This is a genomic window from Rhizobium rhododendri (genome assembly GCF_007000325.2).
Taxonomy (GTDB): domain Bacteria; phylum Pseudomonadota; class Alphaproteobacteria; order Rhizobiales; family Rhizobiaceae; genus Rhizobium; species Rhizobium rhododendri.
On record NZ_CP117267.1, the window covers coordinates 637,135 to 654,039 of the forward strand.

Consider the following 16,905-nt stretch of genomic DNA (forward strand, 5'->3'; position numbering starts at 1 on the left):
GGCGTGGGGCCAGAGGCGCGCAAATCTGCTGCCGTCGCTAAGCGAAAATCACCGGCGCCTTTCGCAACCACCGATCCTCCGTCAATTGTGCCACAGCGAACGTCGCCACGCTTTGCCGTGAAATCGATCCGCCGTGGAAACCGGACAGATCGGTCAGTGCCCGCACCGTCTGCGCTTCCTGCTTGTCGTTGAGCACGGCCGGCCGGAGGATCACCCAGTCGAGGCCGCTCTCGCGGATCACGGCTTCCTGCCGGTCCTTGTCCTGATAGACCTTTCTCAGCAGGATCGGCTGGATCAGCCGGTCATAGACGAAGCCGCCGTGACCCTTGCTGTCGCCGGCACCCATGCCGGTGATGCAGACAAGACGCCGCACGCCGCGGCGTTTCATCGCCGCGATCAGCGCTGCTGTCGATTGCGACAGCAGCGTGATTTCCTTGACTGGCCCGATGCCGGTGCCGAGTGCGCTGATCACCCCGTCGCAGCCGTCGAGTGCGGCAAAATGCGCTGCCTCATCGCGGGCATCGCCGTCGAAGAGCACCACTCCTTCAAGCTGCGCTGCCTTCTGTCTTGAGCGCACCAGGGCGACGACGCTGTGGCCCTGCGCTTGTGCGGTACGAACGATGGCCTGGCCGGTTCCCCCGGTGGCGCCGACGACGAGAATTTTCATGGGATCAACTCCTTGATGGGGTGCTGCAGCTTGCTCAGGCCTTTGCCCAGACAGCGGCTGTCTCGGTTGCAAAGGCACGATAGGATGTCAGCGGCCGGCCGAGCATGGCCTCCAACCGTTCGACGTCGCCGGCGTCAGGGATCATGCCGTCGCTTTGAAAGCGGCGGGCCATCAGGGCGAGATCGTAGGCGGCCCAGCTTGGCGAAAATTGCTTCAACATCGCTTCGAACGCTCCGGTATCGTCGCCACCATAGGCAATCGGCTTGCCAAGTACATCCGACCAGATCGCCGCGACCCGCTCGCCCGTCAGGCTGTCCGGGCCGACGACGTTGACTGTCGTGCGCGGTAGCGGATCTGGGGCGCGCTCGCGGCGCAGTAGTTCGATGACCGCCAGATCGGCGATATCGCGGGTCGCCACCATCGACAGGCCACGACTGCCAATCGGCATGCCGTAGACGCCGTGCTCGATCAGCGCCGTCTTCTGTTGCCCGTCATTGTCGATGAAATAGGCCGGACGCAGGATGGTGGCCGCCATGTCGAATTGCTCGATCATTCGCTCGACGGTGAATTTGCCGGTGAAATGCGGCACGTTGGTATAGAGGTCGCTGTGAATAACCGAGAGGTAGACGATCCGCTCGATGCCGGCATCGCGGGCAAGGTTGAGGGTGATCAGTGCCTGCGTGACTTCGTCCGGCGTCACTGCGTTGAGCAGAAACAGCGTCGAGACGCCTGCCAGCGCGGCGCGCATCGTATCGATATCCGTCAGGTCACCCTTGATGACAGTTACGCCGGCCGGGAATTTCGCCTTTGCCGGATCGCGGGCCAGCGCATGCACATCCGCGCCTCTGGCGGCCAATCCAGCCACTACCTGCCTGCCGATGTTTCCGGTGCTTCCAACAACAAAGATCGTCATGCTCATACTCCTTTTCGAGATCATCGCCGGTCGCGTGAGTGCGCCGCCGTGATGTCGACCTGAAGTTAATCGATCCATTGCCATGCAAGTAGTCCGAGAATATAGATGGGGTGTCTCACTGATGGAACGATGCCGATGGACCTGCTTGCGATTGCGGATTTTAATCTCGTCGCCGCCCATGGCGGTTTTGGGCTTGCCAGCCGGGCAAGCGGCCGGCCGAAGGCGACGCTGTCGCGGCGGGTTGCCGAGCTGGAACTGGGCCTTGGCGTGCGGCTGTTCGAACGGGGAGCCAAGACCCTGCGGCTGACCGACGAGGGTCGTCGTCTGCACGAAAAGACCGGTGGGCTGCTTGCGGAAATATCCGAGGCTGCCGACGAGGTCAGCAACGGCTCGGCGCAGCCGCGGGGCCGCCTGCGGGTCAGCGCGCCGGTATTGTTTTCGCATATGGCGATGGGCCGGATCGCTGCCGGCTTTGCCAAAGCCTATCCGGAGGTCCGGCTGGAGGTAACGGCGGAAGACCGCGATGTCGACATGGTCGAAGAGGGGTACGACGTGGCGATCCGGGTCAATCCCGCGCCGGATGAGTTGTTGGTAGGCCGCCGCTTCCTCCACGACGACCTTCTGCTTGCAGCCGTGCCGACGCTGTTGCCACCGATGGCGGACAAGGGCGAGCAGCCGCCACCGCTTGCCGCCGTCGTGCTGGAATCGTTCGGCCTACGAGCGGCCTGGACGACCGTCGATCCGGTCGGCGGCCGGACCTTTGCGCCCGATCCGGTCCTTCGGCTCGGGACTATGATCATGGTGCGCGATGCCGTGCTGGCCGGCGCCGGCGCCGGACTGCTGCCAAAGTCGCTGATTTCAGGCGACCTCGCCAGTGGCCGTCTCGTCTCCTGGGGCAGTGTCAGCCCGTCAGAAACCGCCATCTGGGTACTCTACAGCTCGCGTCGCCTGCTGAGCAGCAAGGTCTCCGCCTTCATCGCCCATCTCCATGCCACCTTCCCGAACGGCACAGCTGAAGAGCTGGGAGCGATGTTTGCGGGCTGACATGCTGGCAATGGCGCCTGTGCCTGACGCGAGTCAGACCTTTTACGACCGCGCCACGTTGCTGTGAGGGTAGCCGCCCCCTCACATCCTCCCCACGACCTTCAGGGCAAACGCATACTCGAATGCGATTTCTTCCAGCCGCTGGAAGCGCCCCGAGGCGCCGCCGTGGCCGGCGTCCATGTTGGTCTTGAGCAGGATCGGGGCGTCGCCGGTGGTCTTTTCGCGCAGGCGCGCGACCCATTTGGCGGGCTCCCAGTAGGTGACGCGGGGGTCGGTGAGGCCGCCCAGCGCCAGGATCGGCGGGTAGGGCTTCTCGCCGACATTGTCATAGGGCGAGTAGCTGGCGATGTGGTCGTAGTCGTCCTTTGAATCGATCGGATTGCCCCATTCCGGCCATTCCGGCGGGGTCAGCGGCAGCGTGTCGTCAAGCATGGTGTTGAGCACGTCGACGAAGGGCACGGCGGCGATGATGCCGGCGAATTTTTCCGGTGCCATGTTGGCGATGGCGCCCATCAGCATGCCGCCAGCAGAGCCACCTTCGGCGATGATCTTCGTGTAGGAGGTGAACTTCTTCTCGCTCAGATAATCCGCCGCCGAGATGAAGTCCTTGAAGGTGTTGGTCTTCTTGTCCATCTTGCCGTCTTCATACCAGGCAAAGCCCTTGTCCTTGCCGCCCCGGACATGGGCGATGGCATAGATGAAGCCCCGGTCGGCGAGCGACAGCGCATTGGTGCTGAAGCTGGCGGGAATGGCCATGCCGTAGGCGCCGTATCCATAGAGCAGGCAGGGGGCGGTGCCGTCGAGCAACGTGTCTGCGCGGTAAAGCAGCGAGACCGGCACCTCGACGCCATCCCAGCCGGGCGCAAAGACGCGGCGCGTGATGTAGTCGTTGGCGTCGTGGCCCGATGGCACTTCCTGCGTCTTCAGGAGCGTGCGCTCGCGCGTCACCATGTTGTAGTCGTAGAGCTGGCTTGGCGTGGTCATCGACGAATAGGAGAAGCGGATGGTGTCGGTGTCGTATTCGGCCGCCCCCTGAAGGCCCAGCGAATAGGCCTCTTCCTCGAAGCCGATGGCATGTTCCTCGCCGGTCTCGCGGTCGCGCACGATGATCTGCGGCAGGCCGTCCTTGCGCTCCAGCCAGATGAGATGGCGGGCATAGGCCATGTGCGACAGGATCAGCGTGCCCGGCTTGTGGGCGACAACCTCGGTCCAGTGTTCCTTTTCCGGCGTTGCTGCCGGTGCCTGCATGATCTTGAAATCGAGCGCGTCGCCGTCATTGGTGAGGATGTAGAACACGTCGCCGCCCTCGGCGATCTCGTATTCGATACCTTCCTCGCGGGCTGCCACCAGCTTCGGCTCGGCCATCAGGTCCTTGGTCGAGAGGATGCGATATTCCGATGTCTCGTGGTCGTGGATGTCGATGAAGATGTAGTCGTCGAGCAGAGATCCGCCGACGCCCATGAAGAAGCCCGGATCCTTCTCCTCATAGACCAGCCGGTCGCTTGCCTGCGGTGTGCCGACGATGTGGTGGAAGACTTTCGACGGGCGGTGGTTCTCGTCGAGTGCCGAATAGAAGAAGCTCTTGCCGTCGGGCGCCCAGACGCCGCCGCCACCGGTGTTCTCGACAACATCGGCCAAGTCCTCGCCGGTTGAAAGGTCGCGGACCTTGAGCGTGAAATACTCCGACCCCTTGTCGTCATAGCCCCAGATGCCGAAACTGTGATCGGAGGAATGGTCGAGCCCAGCCAGTCGGAAGTAACCCTTGCCTGATGCCTCCTTGTCGCCATCCAGCATCAGCTGGCGTTCGCCGCCATCGCGTGCCTCGCGGAAATAGCGCGGTTGCTCGCCGCCGGTGACGAACAGCGTGCCGTAGGCAAAGGGGCCGTCCTTCACCGGCACCGAGGAATCATCCTCCTTGATGCGGCCCTTCATCTCGGCGAACAGTACCTTCTGGATATCCTTGGTGTCTTCCATCGCCGCGTTCATGTAGGCGTTTTCCGCCTCCAGATGCTTGCGAATGTCGGCATCGAGGATGGACGGATCCTTGAACATCGCCTGCCAGTTGTCGGCTCTCAGCCAGGCATAATCGTCCGTCCGGGTGATGCCGTGGCGGGTGTCGGATACCGGACGCTTCGGCGCGACGGGGGCGGTCGGAAGAGGCTTGAATATCGACACGTATGTTCGCTTTCTGGTGATCTGAGGTGACAGAGAGATAGACACCGGCCGGTGTCGGATCAAGCGACTTGTCGCCGATAAGCGCCGCGGCGCGGTGCGAAGATCGGGCAGTTGGCTGCGGATGACGGCAAGGTTCAGCCGCACCCGCCATGATGTCACCACATTATTTCCGAAACTCACGAAGTGTTACAAACATCTGAATCGGCAGTCGACCGTGCGTTTGCGCGAACGATTGTCAGTTCAGTCTGACTTGAACCAAGGAAGTGCTTTTCATGCTGAAATTCATCGGCGTCCTCGTACCCGCCGTTTGCCTCGCCACGACCTCCTACGCCGTCGATGCCGCCATCAAGAAGCAGTTGGAAAAGCTCGATCCTGCCGAGCGCCTGGAACAGAGTTGCGATACCGAGGCGATGAAACGCATCGCCGCCGAGAAGGACTACCATCCCGACAAGGTCATCGCCTACACCTTCGGCGACCCGTCGATGACCGCAGACACGATCAAGGCACCCGGCGCGGTCTTTCGCAGCAAGGGCGAATGGTACCACCTGACATACGACTGCGTGACGGGCCCGGAGCAGATCGACGTGAAATCGCTGAGTTTCCAGATCGGCGAGAAAGTGCCAAGGGACGATTGGCAGAAGCATTATCTCTACGACTGAGGCATTTGACGCCTGTTCGAAGCCGAAAGCTGTTGCTTCTGCCGGGTTTGGCAGTAAAGCAATGCCGTCGCGCCACAGATCGGTCGCCTTGCCATGGGATTGCAGGGACTGGTGCCCCGGCGCCCTTTGAAATCAGATGTCCCTGACACGGTGGCTGCCCCATGATCCGACTGCTCCTGACCTCCGCAGCCCTGCTTGTCGCCATCCCCGCGGCCATGTCCGCCAATTCCGCATTTCCGGCGGCCCCGGTCCAAACCGCGCTGGTCTCCCCGCCGCTCGCCCCGAAGCCGAACCCCTCCACACCGGGCGTCAAACTCGTCGAACCGCATCTGCACGTGGCGCGCGCCGGCAAGCCGGCAACGCGCGTGGCGCTGACTTTCGACGCCTGCATGGGCAAGACCGACATGCGGATTCTGAACACGCTGATCGACCAGAATGTACCGGCGACGATCTTCGTCACTGCCCGCTGGCTGCGCACCAATCCGGATGCGTTGGCGCTGATGATGTCCCATTCGGACCTGTTCGAGCTTGAAAACCACGGCCTCAACCACATCCCGACGGTCGATCGCCCGACGCTGGTCTATGGCATCGCCGCTGCCGGTTCGCCGGCAGCCGTGGCCCAGGAAGTGCAGGGCGGCTCCGATGCCATGCTGGCCCATGGCATCCCGCAGGCCCACTGGTTTCGCGGCGCAACCGCCAAATACGACCTGTCGGCCATCGCCCAGATCCGCGCGCTCGGCTTCGAGGTGGCAGGCTATTCGATCAACGGCGATGCCGGCGCCTCCCTGCCGGCTGCCGTGGTGGAGAAGCAGTATCTCAGCGCCAAAGACGGCGACGTGCTGATCTCGCACATCAACCAGCCGACCCATTCCTCCGGCGAAGGCGTCGTCAAAGGCATCCTCGACCTCAAGGCGCGCGGCGTCCAGTTCGTCCGGCTGGAGGATTTCGCCGTACAGGGCGACGACAACACCACCCAGCAGGCATCGCGCTAAAGCGGCAACCCGCGCTCCGGTATCGGGTTGCCATTTGCAAAGCCCCGATAGGTCGGGCCTTCGCGGTCCAGCGCGAAATCGTCGAACCAGTCGCGCCGTTCGTCTGCGACCAGTGCGCCGATCATCAGCGAGGCCATGAACGAGAAGGTTATGCCGTTGCCGCCGTAACCGTAGGCGGCAATTACGTTCGGCATGTCGGGAACAGGGCCGATCAGCGGCAGACCGTCCACCGTTTCGCCAAACGTGCCGCACCAGCGGTATTCGGCGGTTGTGTCTGCCTGTGGCCAGAGCCGCTTCAGCTTCTCGCTGAGGGTGTCGATCTTGTCGGCCATCTTGGCATCGCGCAGGGCGGGCAGCACCGTCGCATCGTCTTCGCCGCCGATGATGATGCGATTGTCCGCCGAGGTCCGCATGTAGAGGTAGGGGTGGCTGTCCTCCCAGATCAGCGCGCGGTCGCGCCACAGCCTGTTCGGGTCCTGCGGCACTGTCGCCATCGCCCAGCTCGAGGTGGCGCGATGCAGCTTCGGCATCGGAATGCCGGGCATCGCATAGCCGGTTGCGAGCACCACGTTCCGGGCTTCGATCACGTGGCTGCCATCGGTCTCGATGACGGCGGAGCGGCCTTCCGTGCGGATGCGCGTGGCGGATGCTTTGACCAGCTGTGCGCCGCGCTTGACGGCAACTGCGAGCAGTCCCCAGGCCAGCATCAGCGGATCGACTTCCGCAGCGCCGGACGAGAGGATCGCACCGTCGCGTTCAATCTCGAATTCGGTCATCAGGTAGGGATGCGACAGATACTCGCCCGGCAACCCGGCACGCTTGCGGAGCGCCAGTTCCTGCTGCAGTTCACGCGCGCCGCCGATGCTGTTTGTGAGATACAGGCTCGAGCGCTGACGGTAGCCACAGGGGATTTGCAGCCGCTCGATCAGCTTGCCGAGCCCCGAGACAGCAACGACGCTGCGCCGGTATATCGCGGCCGCCTTGTCATAGCCGTAGGAGAGCGACAGATCGGAGAGCGATGTATCGAGCTCCCACATCAGCATCGCGGTGCTTGCCGAAGTGCTGCCGAGCCCCGGCTCTTCGCGGTCGATCACACCGACGGAATAGCCACGCGCTGTCAGGTGTTCGGCAATCAGCGATCCCGTGATCCCGCCGCCGACGATGGCCACGTCGACCGAGAGGTTTTCGCGCAACGGGCTGTACCACGGATGCAAAGCCAGCCGGCCCCAGGGGGCGCGGCCGGTGACGAGGTCGGACTGTTCGGTGGCGTTCATCTGCAGGTCGGTCGGCATTTCGTCTCTGGCTCCAGGAAAAGGCGTGCGCGCAGGACAGTCAGGGAAGCTGCGGCTGCGGCTTTTCCTCGATGAACACTTCGTTGATGACGGTCATGACGATCAGCGACAGGGGAAGGGCGAGCATCGCGCCGACAGCGCCCCACATCCAGGTCCAGAAGATGATGGCGACGAACACGACGAAGGGGTTGAGCTCGAGCTGGCGACCCATCACCGCCGGGAAGACGAGGTTTTCCATAGTCAGGTGGACCGAGAAGAAAATCGCTGCGGGTATAAGGCCGATAAGGATGCTGTCATGGGTGAGGACACCGGCAATGGCGACCGCGACGGTCATGAGCGTAATGCCGAGGAACGGTACGAAGCTCGACAGGAACGCGAACACACCCCACAACGCCGGCATGCTGAGCCCGCCGAAATAGGCGATGGCCGTCATGATCACGCCGAGCCCCATATAGATCAGCGAGGCCGTGGCGAAATAATAGCCCAGCACCTGCTCGACAGCATTAATGACGCGGATTGCCGCCAGCCGTTCAGGCCGGCCCTTGAACGCCATGATGATCGCCTTGCGCAGAGTGACCCGGCCGACCAGAAAAAGCAGCAGCGCCGCAAAGAACACCAGCCCCTGGACGATGGCCGGGGTCAGGTTCGCAGTGACGACATGCAGTATGCTGCCGGTATGCTCGATCAGGGCCCCTGCCGACATCGGCCCGCTCTCGAATGTCTTCGGCGTGATGTGCAGCCAGTGGATTTTCTGCAGGAACGGCATGATGCGGTCGATAGAGTTCTGCACCATGTCGGGCCCCTGGCTTGCCAGTGCTGCCAGCGGCCCGGCGACGCTGTTGATGATCAGGAAGATGATCAGCGCCACGGAGCTCGAGAGAAGGACCGCATTGAGAATGCGCGGGACACCGAGCTTGCTCAGCTTTTCGGCGACCAGACCGAGGATCATGCCGACGACGATTGCCAGCGTCACCGGAATGAGGATGACCGACATGAAGTAGATGCCGGCTCCCGCCATGATCAGGAAAATGCCGATGATGGCCCAGGCGGACGCGACATCGAGCCCGTCTTTCTCGACCCGGCGCATGGGTGCCCCACCATCCATCTGCTCGGTCGCCTGTTTCAGCGAGTTGGCCCAGCTGCTCAATCGCATCTCGCGTTCTATGGCAATCTTGCGTGTCTGCTTACGTATACCGTTGGCAATGCCCATTTTTGTGAACGTTCCGGAAGCCCCAGCGCCTCGCAGCCATAACGCGCAAACGCACTGCGGGTTCCCGAGAGCGGTAAGCTAAAGGTTGTAGCCGCTTCCGCGGCATCGGCAGCGATTTCTACAGCGCCGCCAACTGCCCGCCGGGAGGGCGGAACGCCCTATGCGGTGAGCGTCAGGCCGATACCCCAGGGGTCTCTCAGCGACACCCCGCCGTCGCGTTTTTCGTGGCGGATTTCGAGGCCATCGAGCTTGCTGACGGCTGCGTCCAAAGCGGCGCTGTCGTTGAAGCGAAGCGTGTAGTCGGACAGCCCGGTCATGTTCTCCGTTCGGACGCCGGCGCCACGGCTGTTCCAGATGTTGGCCGCGACATGGTGGTGATAGCCGCCGCTGGCAAAGAAGCTGGCGCCGGGATAGCGCGCCATGATCTTCAGGCCGAGGACGTCGCGATAGAAAGCATCCGCTTCCGGGATATTGCCGACCTGCAGATGGATATGGCCGATGGCCGAGCCGTCCGCCATGCCGTTCCAGCTGTCCTGTGGCGCACTTTCGTAGAGCTTCTGCAGGTCCAGCGCCAGTGTCGCCATTTCGATCATGCCGTCGGTCTGCAACTTCCAAAGGTCGTGGGCGCGGTCGGCATAGATCTCGATACCGTTGCCTTCCGGATCGGCGAGATAGATGGCCTCGCTGACGAGATGGTCGGAAGCGCCCTGCAGCTGGACGTTGTTGTGGGCAGCATGGCGCAGCCAGCGGGCCAGCTCGGTCCTGTTGGGCAGCAGGAAGGCGGTGTGAAACAGGCCAGCGGTATTCTGTGGCGCGCGCCTGGCTGCTTTGTCGGTGGTAAGCGACAGCAGCGGCTTTCCGCCAACGCCGAGCAATTCGCCGCTGGCGCTTTTTTCCATCGATTTCAGGCCGAGCATAGACTGGTAGAAGCCGGAAACCAGTGGCAGGTCGCTGACGACCAGATGCGACTGGCCGACATAGGCTGGGCGCGTCAGCGCATAGGACGGTGCGGTCTCGGTCATGAAATCTCCTGCCCGGTGTCCGGGTATTATATCCGTCGCGCGAGGCGGCATCGATGGGACGGCTGGCAGGACCCGAGGTCCCGCCACCGCCTTCGCCATCTTATATGGCCGATAACCGTCGTTCGCAGAAGATGTGTTTTTGACGATGAAGCGTGCATCCCTTGTTGACGCTGGCCTTGTTGACGCTGGCAGCCTTTGACCTCGATCAAGGGATTGTCGGGTCCGCGCCGTTAGGGTGGTCATGGAAAGCAACGGGGCGTCCAAAGGGGCAGAAGCATGTACAAGAAGATCATCGTGGCCATCGATATCGGAACCCTTGCGAAGGGTGAGCCAGCGCTGCGGCGCGCGATGGAACTGCTCGATGCCGGCGGCGAGATCGTCGCGTTGAATGTCGTGGAGGATATACCGAGCTCTCTCATCCTCGACCTGCCGCAGGATTTCGTCACCGACGCTATCGGCGACGCCGACCTGAAGCTCCAGGATCTCTGCAAGCGCCTCGCTGTTCCGGCTCTCGTCGAAGTCCGCACCGGCTCGCCGGCAGCAGCGATCCTGAAAGCTGCCGAGAAACATGAGGCAGACCTCCTCATCGTCTCATCTCACATACCCGACCTGTCGAACTACTTTCTCGGCGCAACCGCCGACCGCGTCGTCCGCCACGCCAAATGCTCCGTCCTCGTCGAACGTGGATAGGGGAGCGAAGGAGGAAATACGGCTCTCTCTCTCTTTCTCTGTCGGAGTATGCTATCGGCTACCGCCGGAAAGCACCGAGGGTAGGGGAAGGCGGAATGGAGTTTCGTGAGGCTGTAGCAGACGATGCCGCCAATCTGGCAGCGCTGACGACACAGGTTTTTCTCCATACCTATGCCAAGCGCGGCGTCCGGACCGCACTTTCGACCTATGTCCTATCGGAGTTCACGGCAGACAAGTTCCTTCAGGCCCTCGAGGACAAGCAGCAGATATTCGTAGTCTGCTGCGAAGGCGCCCATCTCGTCGGCTATGTGCGCCTCGCCTTCAGCGCGCCGTGTCCGTCCGACGACCGGCTGCAGTCGGAAATTGCCACGCTCTACGTCCAGGAACACTTCCTGCGCCGGGGCATCGGGACGCAACTGCTGAACCGGGCGCTCCAAACGTTGCATCGCCGCGGTGCCGATGCCGCCTGGCTGTCCGTCAACCACGAAAACGCCGATGCCATCGCCTTCTACGAAAGACATGGCTTCCAAAGCGCCGGTTCCACAGACTTCGAACTGGACGGCGAGCGCCACGAAAACTTCATCTTCCGCCGCGCGCTTGACGGGGGTGACGATGGGGAGGGCGTGGCTGAGTGGGGGTGAGTTGGCCTCAGCCCGCGTCTTCGGGCATTTCGTCGCCCTTCTCCGGGGGCTGGCTTTCAAGCCGGTCGAGAATCGCCAGTGCCTGCGCCGGATCGCCACGCGCCGCCCTCCGCTTCAGACTTTTGAAAGCCCGGCGGTTTCCCATGCCCTCGGATATCAGCGACAAAAGCATCTGGTTCACCGAGACATTTTCCTCGGCGGCGGCTTCCTTGGCCTGCTCCATCAGATAGTCTGGCAGCCGCAACGGATATTGGCTCATGTGACTTTCCTTTCTCGTTTGTACAGGCGGACAAAATCTTTTGCCGAAAGAGCTGTCAGGCCGAATACCGAAACTGACGGATGTCGAAAATGGCGATCATCCGTGACGATCAAATTCGCTCCAGCTGCCAAGGCGCATTCGACAATCAGGTCGTCTTTCGGATCATCCAGGAATGGCCGAAAGCGGAACCACGGCCGTATCAAAGTTGCCATGGCACATAGTGCGTCAAGAATGACATCGATCTCTACTGCCGATGTATACAATCCGGCTAGTCCGGGCCTTTTGAGAACATCCTCGTATTCCAACACAACCGCTGGTGACATTGCAAACGGAATGGACCGCAAAAGCATCTCTCTTAGAACGAAGCCGGATGCTCCGTCCCGCGAACGAATTCCGCGTAGAATGACATTGGCATCTGCAACGACCATGGTTCAAGGTAATATCGTATATGATATCACGCAAGCCTGATAACAGCGGATGCAACCCTATTCTCCGCCTCCCAACGCTTGCCCCGAAATCCATGAGATGTGGCGATCCGGGGGCGAAATCGCCGCTGCCTGGATCTATGGCCTCGGCCTCGTGCTGACGCTCACCATGTCGTTTTCCTACAACATCTGGCCGGTCTCGCCGACCAAGTGGATCCTGCGGCGGTTCGATCATTCGGCAATCTTCGTGCTGATCGCTGCCACCTATACGCCGTTTCTCGAGCGCGGATCCGGCGATCCGCTGCTGCTGTCGACTTTGATCGCCCTGTGGGTGTTCGCTGCGATCGGCATCGTGCTGAAATGCGGATTTCCCGGTCGCTACGACAGGCTGGCGATCCTGCTCTATCTCGCCATGGGCTGGAGCGGCGTGCTGGTGGCAGGACCTGTGGCAGCCCGGATCCCGTCCGTCTCGATGCTGCTGATCGTCGTCGGCGGTGTCGTCTATTCGCTGGGCGTGATCTTTCACGTCTGGGAAAAGCTGCGGTTCCAGAACGCCATATGGCACGCTTTCGTGCTGACGGCCGCCGGCATCCACTATGCGGCGGTCATGACCTGCTTCACCCTGTCGCCGCCAGCGAGCCTTTGAACGGCGGCTTCTGGCTGCCGGCATTGCATTTTTCGGTTGCCTTGAGGCTGCGCACCAGCCGCATCAGCACGGCATCGTAGCGCTGCATTTCCGCCTTGGCATAGTCCATCTGGAAAAAGGCCGAAGCCCCGTTGCAGAGCGCAACGCCGCGTCCGTAGACCAGCCTGTCGCGCTTGATGCCGGTGAAGCTGAAGCCTTGCGAGGTCGTTTTCGAAAAAGACACTTGCCAGCCATCCTGCCTCGCCAGCACCAGACGCGTCTTCGCCTCGCTCTGAAAATCGCTGCTGAAGGCGGGGGTGGCAAATACCAGCAAGCGGGCGGATTTGTCGGCCGGCGCCAGGGAAAGTCCGTCGCCGTGATTGGCAAGAAGGGTAAGCCCGAAACCGGGCGGCAGTTCGATGCTGTAGCCGAAACGGCTGTTGTCGTAGGGCCACCATTCGCTTGCATGAGCCTGCCCGGTCGAGAGCGCAGACACTGCAGACAGGAGCAGACAGGCGGCAAGGCGCGACAACATGCGTTTTCCGGATGGCGAGAACAAAGGATGTCTATTGTTTAGCCTATTTCGAGCCAAGAATCTCGTAGTCTTGAAAAATTAATATGGCGAATTGCCCAAGGATAAGTCATCGCGGCGGCAGCCATGCAAGAGCGGCAGATTTACTTTGGTCATGGCGCGGCGTATGCCGTCGATCGTCCTAAAACGGAGTGTGCCGTGACCGCCCCCATCCTTTTGCGCGATGCCGTCGACGCCGATCTGGCCTCAATCCGCGACATCTACAACCACGCCGTCGAGCATAGCACGGCGATCTGGAACGAGGTGCTGGTCGATGTCGACAACCGCCGCCAGTGGTGGAACGCACGCGTCGCCAAGGGCTATCCGGTGCTGGTCGCGATTGTCGCCGGCAAGGTCGCCGGCTACGCGTCATACGGTGACTGGCGCGCCTTCGACGGTTACCGCCACACCGTCGAGCATTCGGTCTATGTCGACCGGGAGGCGCGTGGCGCGGGGATCGGCGAGCAACTGATGCGAGCCCTGATCGAGCGAGCCGCTGCCGGCAATGTCCATGTCATGATCGCTGGCATCGAGGCCGAGAATGCAGCGTCCATCCGCCTGCACGAAAAACTCGGATTTCGCGTCGTCGGGACGTTTTCGGAAGTCGGCATCAAGTTCGGTCGTTGGCTCGATCTGACCTGCATGGAGTTGCGGATACTGTCCTGACCGTGGGGCCATGCTCCGGCTTGCTGTCCATGTGCTTGCAGCCAGCCATTGGCCAACAAGCCGGGGCAGGGCGACAAGGTCCCGTCGCTACATCTGCTGTCCCGCGAGTGCAGGGAGAAGTGCACCCTGCAGTATCTGGCAGCTTAACTGCCGGTTGAATACGTCGCGAGACAACACTGGACCCTGCACCGGCGATTTCCGGGGCTCAAGCATTTACAACTTGACGCGGCGTTCTTTCAGGGATCATTTGTTCGTACGCAAATAGGTAGGTTTGCTTTGTTATTTTGGGTGTCTGTTCCTGCATAGAATAACGGATTCGACCGTCTGAAACATTGCAACCGAGATCCTATTTCATAATCTGTTAATTTTCCTTCAAGTTGAAAATTCGAAGTATAATTACATTTACATTTCCCAATGTGTCTGAATTTAGCACACGAATTGTTCTCTGTGGTGACTGGACTTTCACGCCGACAGTGATAATTCATTGCAAGTCGAATTTGACGTGCTTTTGAACTCTCGATTACGCCATTGATGCTTGAAGCTTATTGCAACGGGTTTTACCCAAGGGGTCGTTGGTCCATCTTTGGGCGTTCAAAGTCGGCACGCCGATTCGTTGGTAGACAATTTGCTGTTTATGCGGGGACAAGACTTGGGGGTGTCTTGAAGTCACATGCAGTTGTGTCGCGAAAGACTATGTCGCCGCGACGCTGACCGGAACTGAGGCGAGCCAGAGCGGCTTGTCTCTGAAAAAATGTGAATAGGAGAATTTGAATGACAGACGCGGTTCTTGGTGCCGGCGCTGACTTGCTGGTTGAACTGACGGCCGACATCGTGGCCGCCTACGTGAGCAATCACGTTGTTCCCGTAAGCGACCTCGCACACCTGATTTCCGACGTGCATTCCGCGCTCAGCGGCACCTCGGCACCGGTCGCCGCCGTGGCTGTTGTTGAAAAGCAGAAGCCTGCCGTCTCCGTACGCAAGTCCGTACAGGACGACCAGATCACTTGCCTGGAATGCGGCGGCAGTTTCAAGTCGCTGAAGCGCCACCTGATGACGCATCATTCCCTGTCGCCGGAAGATTATCGCGAAAAGTGGGACCTGCAGGCGGACTACCCCATGGTCGCGCCAGCCTATGCCGAAGCGCGTTCGCGCCTCGCCAAGGAAATGGGTCTCGGCCAGCGCCGCAAGCGCGCCCGCTGACCATCAAAGATACACAGCAACACGGAACCGGGCCTCGAGCCCGGTTTTTTTGTGGGAAAGTTTCGACATTTAAGGAAAATAATCCCATTAATATTGAGGGTGATTTTCAATTTAATCATTTAATTCAGCAAAATAATGCTGGCGTCTATCAATTGTTGGTTCTTGCTATCTTCGTCGATGTGTGAATAAATTCCGAAAAAGGAGTTTGCGCATGTCCATCGATCCCCTCGTTCCCGTCTCTCTTCCTGCGATCATTCCGCTGCCAACGGTGCTGTCGGGCACGGCGCTCGTGCCCGTTCGCCGCGGCTTTCTCTCGGTCGACGCCACCTGCGGTATCGTCAACCGTATGGCCGGCGAGATGTCGGCGCTGGTCAGCGAGCGCACTCTGCACCGGCGAGACCGGCGCCGGACGATGTGGCATATCCGCCAGATCTCCATGTATGTCTGCCACGTCGCGCTGCAGATCCCCATCGCCGATATCGCCGACGCCTTCGGGCGCGACCGCAGCACAGTGGCCTATTCCCTGAGGATCGTGGAGGGCAGGCGCGACGACCAGGCCTATGACGCTTTCGTCGAGTCCGTCGAACGTCTGGCCGGCTCGGTGTTTGCAGCTTCGGAGGCGGCTGCAGATGAGCACTAGGACACCCCATCCCGTAAGTCGCTGGTCAGATTGCTGCGTTTCATCGGCGCCGGTGCGGGTATGATACCCGAGCCCGGCGGCGTGGTGCTCCAAAGTGTGGACGGACGCCGGCAGTTCAGCGCCACCGGGCTGATCGACTGGGCTATGGCTGCAGGCCTCGTCACCGACAGCCCCTCGACCCCACCATTATCGGCGGCTGACGCGCCAGCGGGGCCTTTGGAGACGGCCAAGTACCTGATGTTGTTGCCGCCGGCACGTAGCTTCCTGCGTCGCGCAGCCGCCGATACGGAAGAGGAGTTCCTGGCCCAGCACGCCGAAATCGTTTCCACGACTGCAGAGGTCGACGGCGCCAGGCAGAGAGTGCGTTTCGATCAGGCGGAATCGCCGCTTGCCGCGCTTTCCCGGTTAAAAGACCGCAATGGCGCGCCTTTCCTGCCGGAGGCGGCTCTCGCTGCCGGGGAAAAGCTTGCGTCCGATTTCAATCGTGGACAGTTGCAGCCGCGCGTCACTGCCTCGTGGGAGCCGCGCCTTGCGACTTCGGCCAAGGGCGGGCGCGGCGGCATGGCTGACGTCGCAGACAGCGCCATGGCGGCCCGTCTTGCCGTCAACCGCGCCATCGCCGCGATGGGTCCAGAACTCAGCGGTGTCGCGCTCGATATCTGCTGTTTCACGAAAGGCCTGACGACCGTCGAGCGCGAAAGGCAATGGCCTGCGCGCTCTGCCAAGCTGATGCTGCGTACCGCGCTGCTGACGCTTTCGCGACACTATACGCCACCTCGATCTCAGAAGAATTCCACCACGCAGCACTGGGGAGCGGAAGGATATCGACCGGATCTACTCAAGCCGGCCCGCTCGTTGAGCCGGAAATCGAGCTTTCGGCTTCCGCTTTTCTGTCCGGGATTCGCAATGTCATGTCCAGTTTCAGGCGTTCGAGGAGATAGCGAATGTCTCCCGTTGACTTTTCGTTCAGTGAAATGACGTTTTTTTGGGGATGTTTTGAGCTCGAACGAGGGCGATGATGCGTTCGTAACGTTCGCGTCTAGGTTACATATTTATGCGTTTGCGCGTTGGGCTCGCTTGCGATCATTCATCCGTCCGATCTCAATCTATGGTTAAAGGCATGGTTAATCGTTTGAGCGAGGTGAAGCGCAGTGTTTTGCTGAAACGCAAGGGAGTGCCATCACGATTCTGATAGCTGGATAACGCAACCGGAA

General features: G+C 61.1%; 19 protein-coding genes. 10 read left to right on the forward strand and 9 right to left on the reverse strand.

The window, feature by feature from the left end; genetic code table 11:
• Positions 1 to 37: 37 nt before the first annotated feature.
• The gene (locus tag PR018_RS03145) at positions 38 to 667 is read right to left on the reverse strand and encodes an NAD(P)-dependent oxidoreductase (RefSeq protein WP_142829897.1); all 630 of its coding nucleotides are present in this window, start codon (positions 665 to 667) and stop codon (positions 38 to 40) included.
• 34 nt (positions 668 to 701) lie between these two features.
• Positions 702 to 1,580, reverse strand: a complete 879-nt coding sequence (locus tag PR018_RS03150; protein WP_142824348.1) for an NmrA/HSCARG family protein — start codon at positions 1,578 to 1,580, stop codon at positions 702 to 704.
• A 135-nt stretch (positions 1,581 to 1,715) separates the two neighbouring features.
• Here PR018_RS03150 and PR018_RS03155 point away from each other — a divergent pair, with 135 nt between their 5' ends.
• On the forward strand, positions 1,716 to 2,624 hold the full coding sequence (locus PR018_RS03155; RefSeq protein ID WP_142824489.1) for a LysR family transcriptional regulator: 909 nt from the start codon (positions 1,716 to 1,718) through the stop codon (positions 2,622 to 2,624).
• A gap of 81 nt (positions 2,625 to 2,705) precedes the next feature.
• On the opposite strand, the gene PR018_RS03160 is transcribed toward PR018_RS03155, so the two are convergent.
• Positions 2,706 to 4,799, reverse strand: a complete 2,094-nt coding sequence (locus PR018_RS03160) for a S9 family peptidase (RefSeq protein WP_142824349.1) — start codon at positions 4,797 to 4,799, stop codon at positions 2,706 to 2,708.
• Positions 4,800 to 5,071: 272 nt separating this feature from the next.
• On the opposite strand from PR018_RS03160, the gene PR018_RS03165 reads away from it, so the two are divergent.
• Both PR018_RS03165 and PR018_RS03170 read left to right on the forward strand, forming a co-directional pair.
• The gene (locus tag PR018_RS03165; RefSeq protein ID WP_142824350.1) at positions 5,072 to 5,458 is read left to right on the forward strand and encodes a DUF930 domain-containing protein; all 387 of its coding nucleotides are present in this window, start codon (positions 5,072 to 5,074) and stop codon (positions 5,456 to 5,458) included.
• A gap of 161 nt (positions 5,459 to 5,619) precedes the next feature.
• The gene (locus PR018_RS03170) at positions 5,620 to 6,450 is read left to right on the forward strand and encodes a polysaccharide deacetylase family protein (RefSeq protein ID WP_142824351.1); all 831 of its coding nucleotides are present in this window, start codon (positions 5,620 to 5,622) and stop codon (positions 6,448 to 6,450) included.
• Here PR018_RS03170 and PR018_RS03175 read toward each other — a convergent pair.
• From PR018_RS03175 to PR018_RS03185, 3 genes are all read right to left on the reverse strand, one after another.
• Entirely contained in the window at positions 6,447 to 7,742 is a 1,296-nt protein-coding gene (locus PR018_RS03175; RefSeq protein WP_142829895.1) for an NAD(P)/FAD-dependent oxidoreductase, read from the reverse strand. The two genes, PR018_RS03170 and PR018_RS03175, sit on opposite strands and share 4 nt — an antisense overlap.
• Before the next feature lie 40 nt (positions 7,743 to 7,782).
• Positions 7,783 to 8,952, reverse strand: a complete 1,170-nt coding sequence (locus PR018_RS03180; protein WP_142824353.1) for an AI-2E family transporter — start codon at positions 8,950 to 8,952, stop codon at positions 7,783 to 7,785.
• Between the two features lie 158 nt (positions 8,953 to 9,110).
• Positions 9,111 to 9,974 carry a VOC family protein gene (locus PR018_RS03185; protein ID WP_142824354.1) on the reverse strand — a complete coding sequence of 288 codons (864 nt, stop codon included), beginning with the start codon at positions 9,972 to 9,974 and terminating at the stop codon, positions 9,111 to 9,113.
• A 276-nt stretch (positions 9,975 to 10,250) separates the two neighbouring features.
• Here PR018_RS03185 and PR018_RS03190 point away from each other — a divergent pair, with 276 nt between their 5' ends.
• Both PR018_RS03190 and PR018_RS03195 read left to right on the forward strand, forming a co-directional pair.
• Positions 10,251 to 10,664, forward strand: coding sequence for a universal stress protein (locus PR018_RS03190; protein WP_142824355.1), 414 nt, complete (start codon positions 10,251 to 10,253; stop codon positions 10,662 to 10,664).
• A gap of 95 nt (positions 10,665 to 10,759) precedes the next feature.
• Positions 10,760 to 11,305 carry a GNAT family N-acetyltransferase gene (locus tag PR018_RS03195; RefSeq protein WP_161990957.1) on the forward strand — a complete coding sequence of 182 codons (546 nt, stop codon included), beginning with the start codon at positions 10,760 to 10,762 and terminating at the stop codon, positions 11,303 to 11,305.
• Positions 11,306 to 11,312: 7 nt separating this feature from the next.
• Here the strand turns inward: PR018_RS03195 and PR018_RS03200 are convergent, their stop codons facing one another.
• Positions 11,313 to 11,564, reverse strand: a complete 252-nt coding sequence (locus tag PR018_RS03200; RefSeq protein ID WP_142829893.1) for a hypothetical protein — start codon at positions 11,562 to 11,564, stop codon at positions 11,313 to 11,315.
• Positions 11,561 to 11,992, reverse strand: coding sequence for a putative toxin-antitoxin system toxin component, PIN family (locus PR018_RS03205; RefSeq protein ID WP_142824358.1), 432 nt, complete (start codon positions 11,990 to 11,992; stop codon positions 11,561 to 11,563). The genes PR018_RS03200 and PR018_RS03205 overlap by 4 nt, the downstream gene beginning before the upstream one ends.
• Positions 11,993 to 12,089: 97 nt before the next feature.
• On the opposite strand from PR018_RS03205, the gene trhA reads away from it, so the two are divergent.
• Positions 12,090 to 12,635 carry a PAQR family membrane homeostasis protein TrhA gene (trhA, locus tag PR018_RS03210; RefSeq protein WP_244615350.1) on the forward strand — a complete coding sequence of 182 codons (546 nt, stop codon included), beginning with the start codon at positions 12,090 to 12,092 and terminating at the stop codon, positions 12,633 to 12,635.
• Here the strand turns inward: trhA and PR018_RS03215 are convergent.
• Positions 12,607 to 13,149 (reverse strand): hypothetical protein, encoded by a 543-nt coding sequence (locus PR018_RS03215; RefSeq protein WP_142824359.1) that lies wholly within the window; start codon positions 13,147 to 13,149, stop codon positions 12,607 to 12,609. The genes trhA and PR018_RS03215 overlap by 29 nt on opposite strands.
• 195 nt (positions 13,150 to 13,344) lie before the next feature.
• Here PR018_RS03215 and PR018_RS03220 point away from each other — a divergent pair, with 195 nt between their 5' ends.
• The 4 genes from PR018_RS03220 (at position 13,345) to PR018_RS03235 (ending at position 16,669) form a co-directional block, all read left to right on the forward strand.
• Positions 13,345 to 13,851 (forward strand): GNAT family N-acetyltransferase, encoded by a 507-nt coding sequence (locus PR018_RS03220; RefSeq protein WP_279309162.1) that lies wholly within the window; start codon positions 13,345 to 13,347, stop codon positions 13,849 to 13,851.
• A gap of 771 nt (positions 13,852 to 14,622) precedes the next feature.
• Complete coding sequence (locus PR018_RS03225) at positions 14,623 to 15,051, forward strand: Ros/MucR family transcriptional regulator (RefSeq protein ID WP_142824361.1); 429 nt, start codon at positions 14,623 to 14,625, stop codon at positions 15,049 to 15,051.
• Between the two features lie 211 nt (positions 15,052 to 15,262).
• Positions 15,263 to 15,691: a helix-turn-helix domain-containing protein gene (locus PR018_RS03230; RefSeq protein WP_224128051.1), complete on the forward strand. Its 429-nt coding sequence runs from the start codon at positions 15,263 to 15,265 to the stop codon at positions 15,689 to 15,691.
• A gap of 60 nt (positions 15,692 to 15,751) precedes the next feature.
• Entirely contained in the window at positions 15,752 to 16,669 is a 918-nt protein-coding gene (locus PR018_RS03235) for a DUF6456 domain-containing protein (protein WP_205470414.1), read from the forward strand.
• Positions 16,670 to 16,905: the final 236 nt, after the last annotated feature.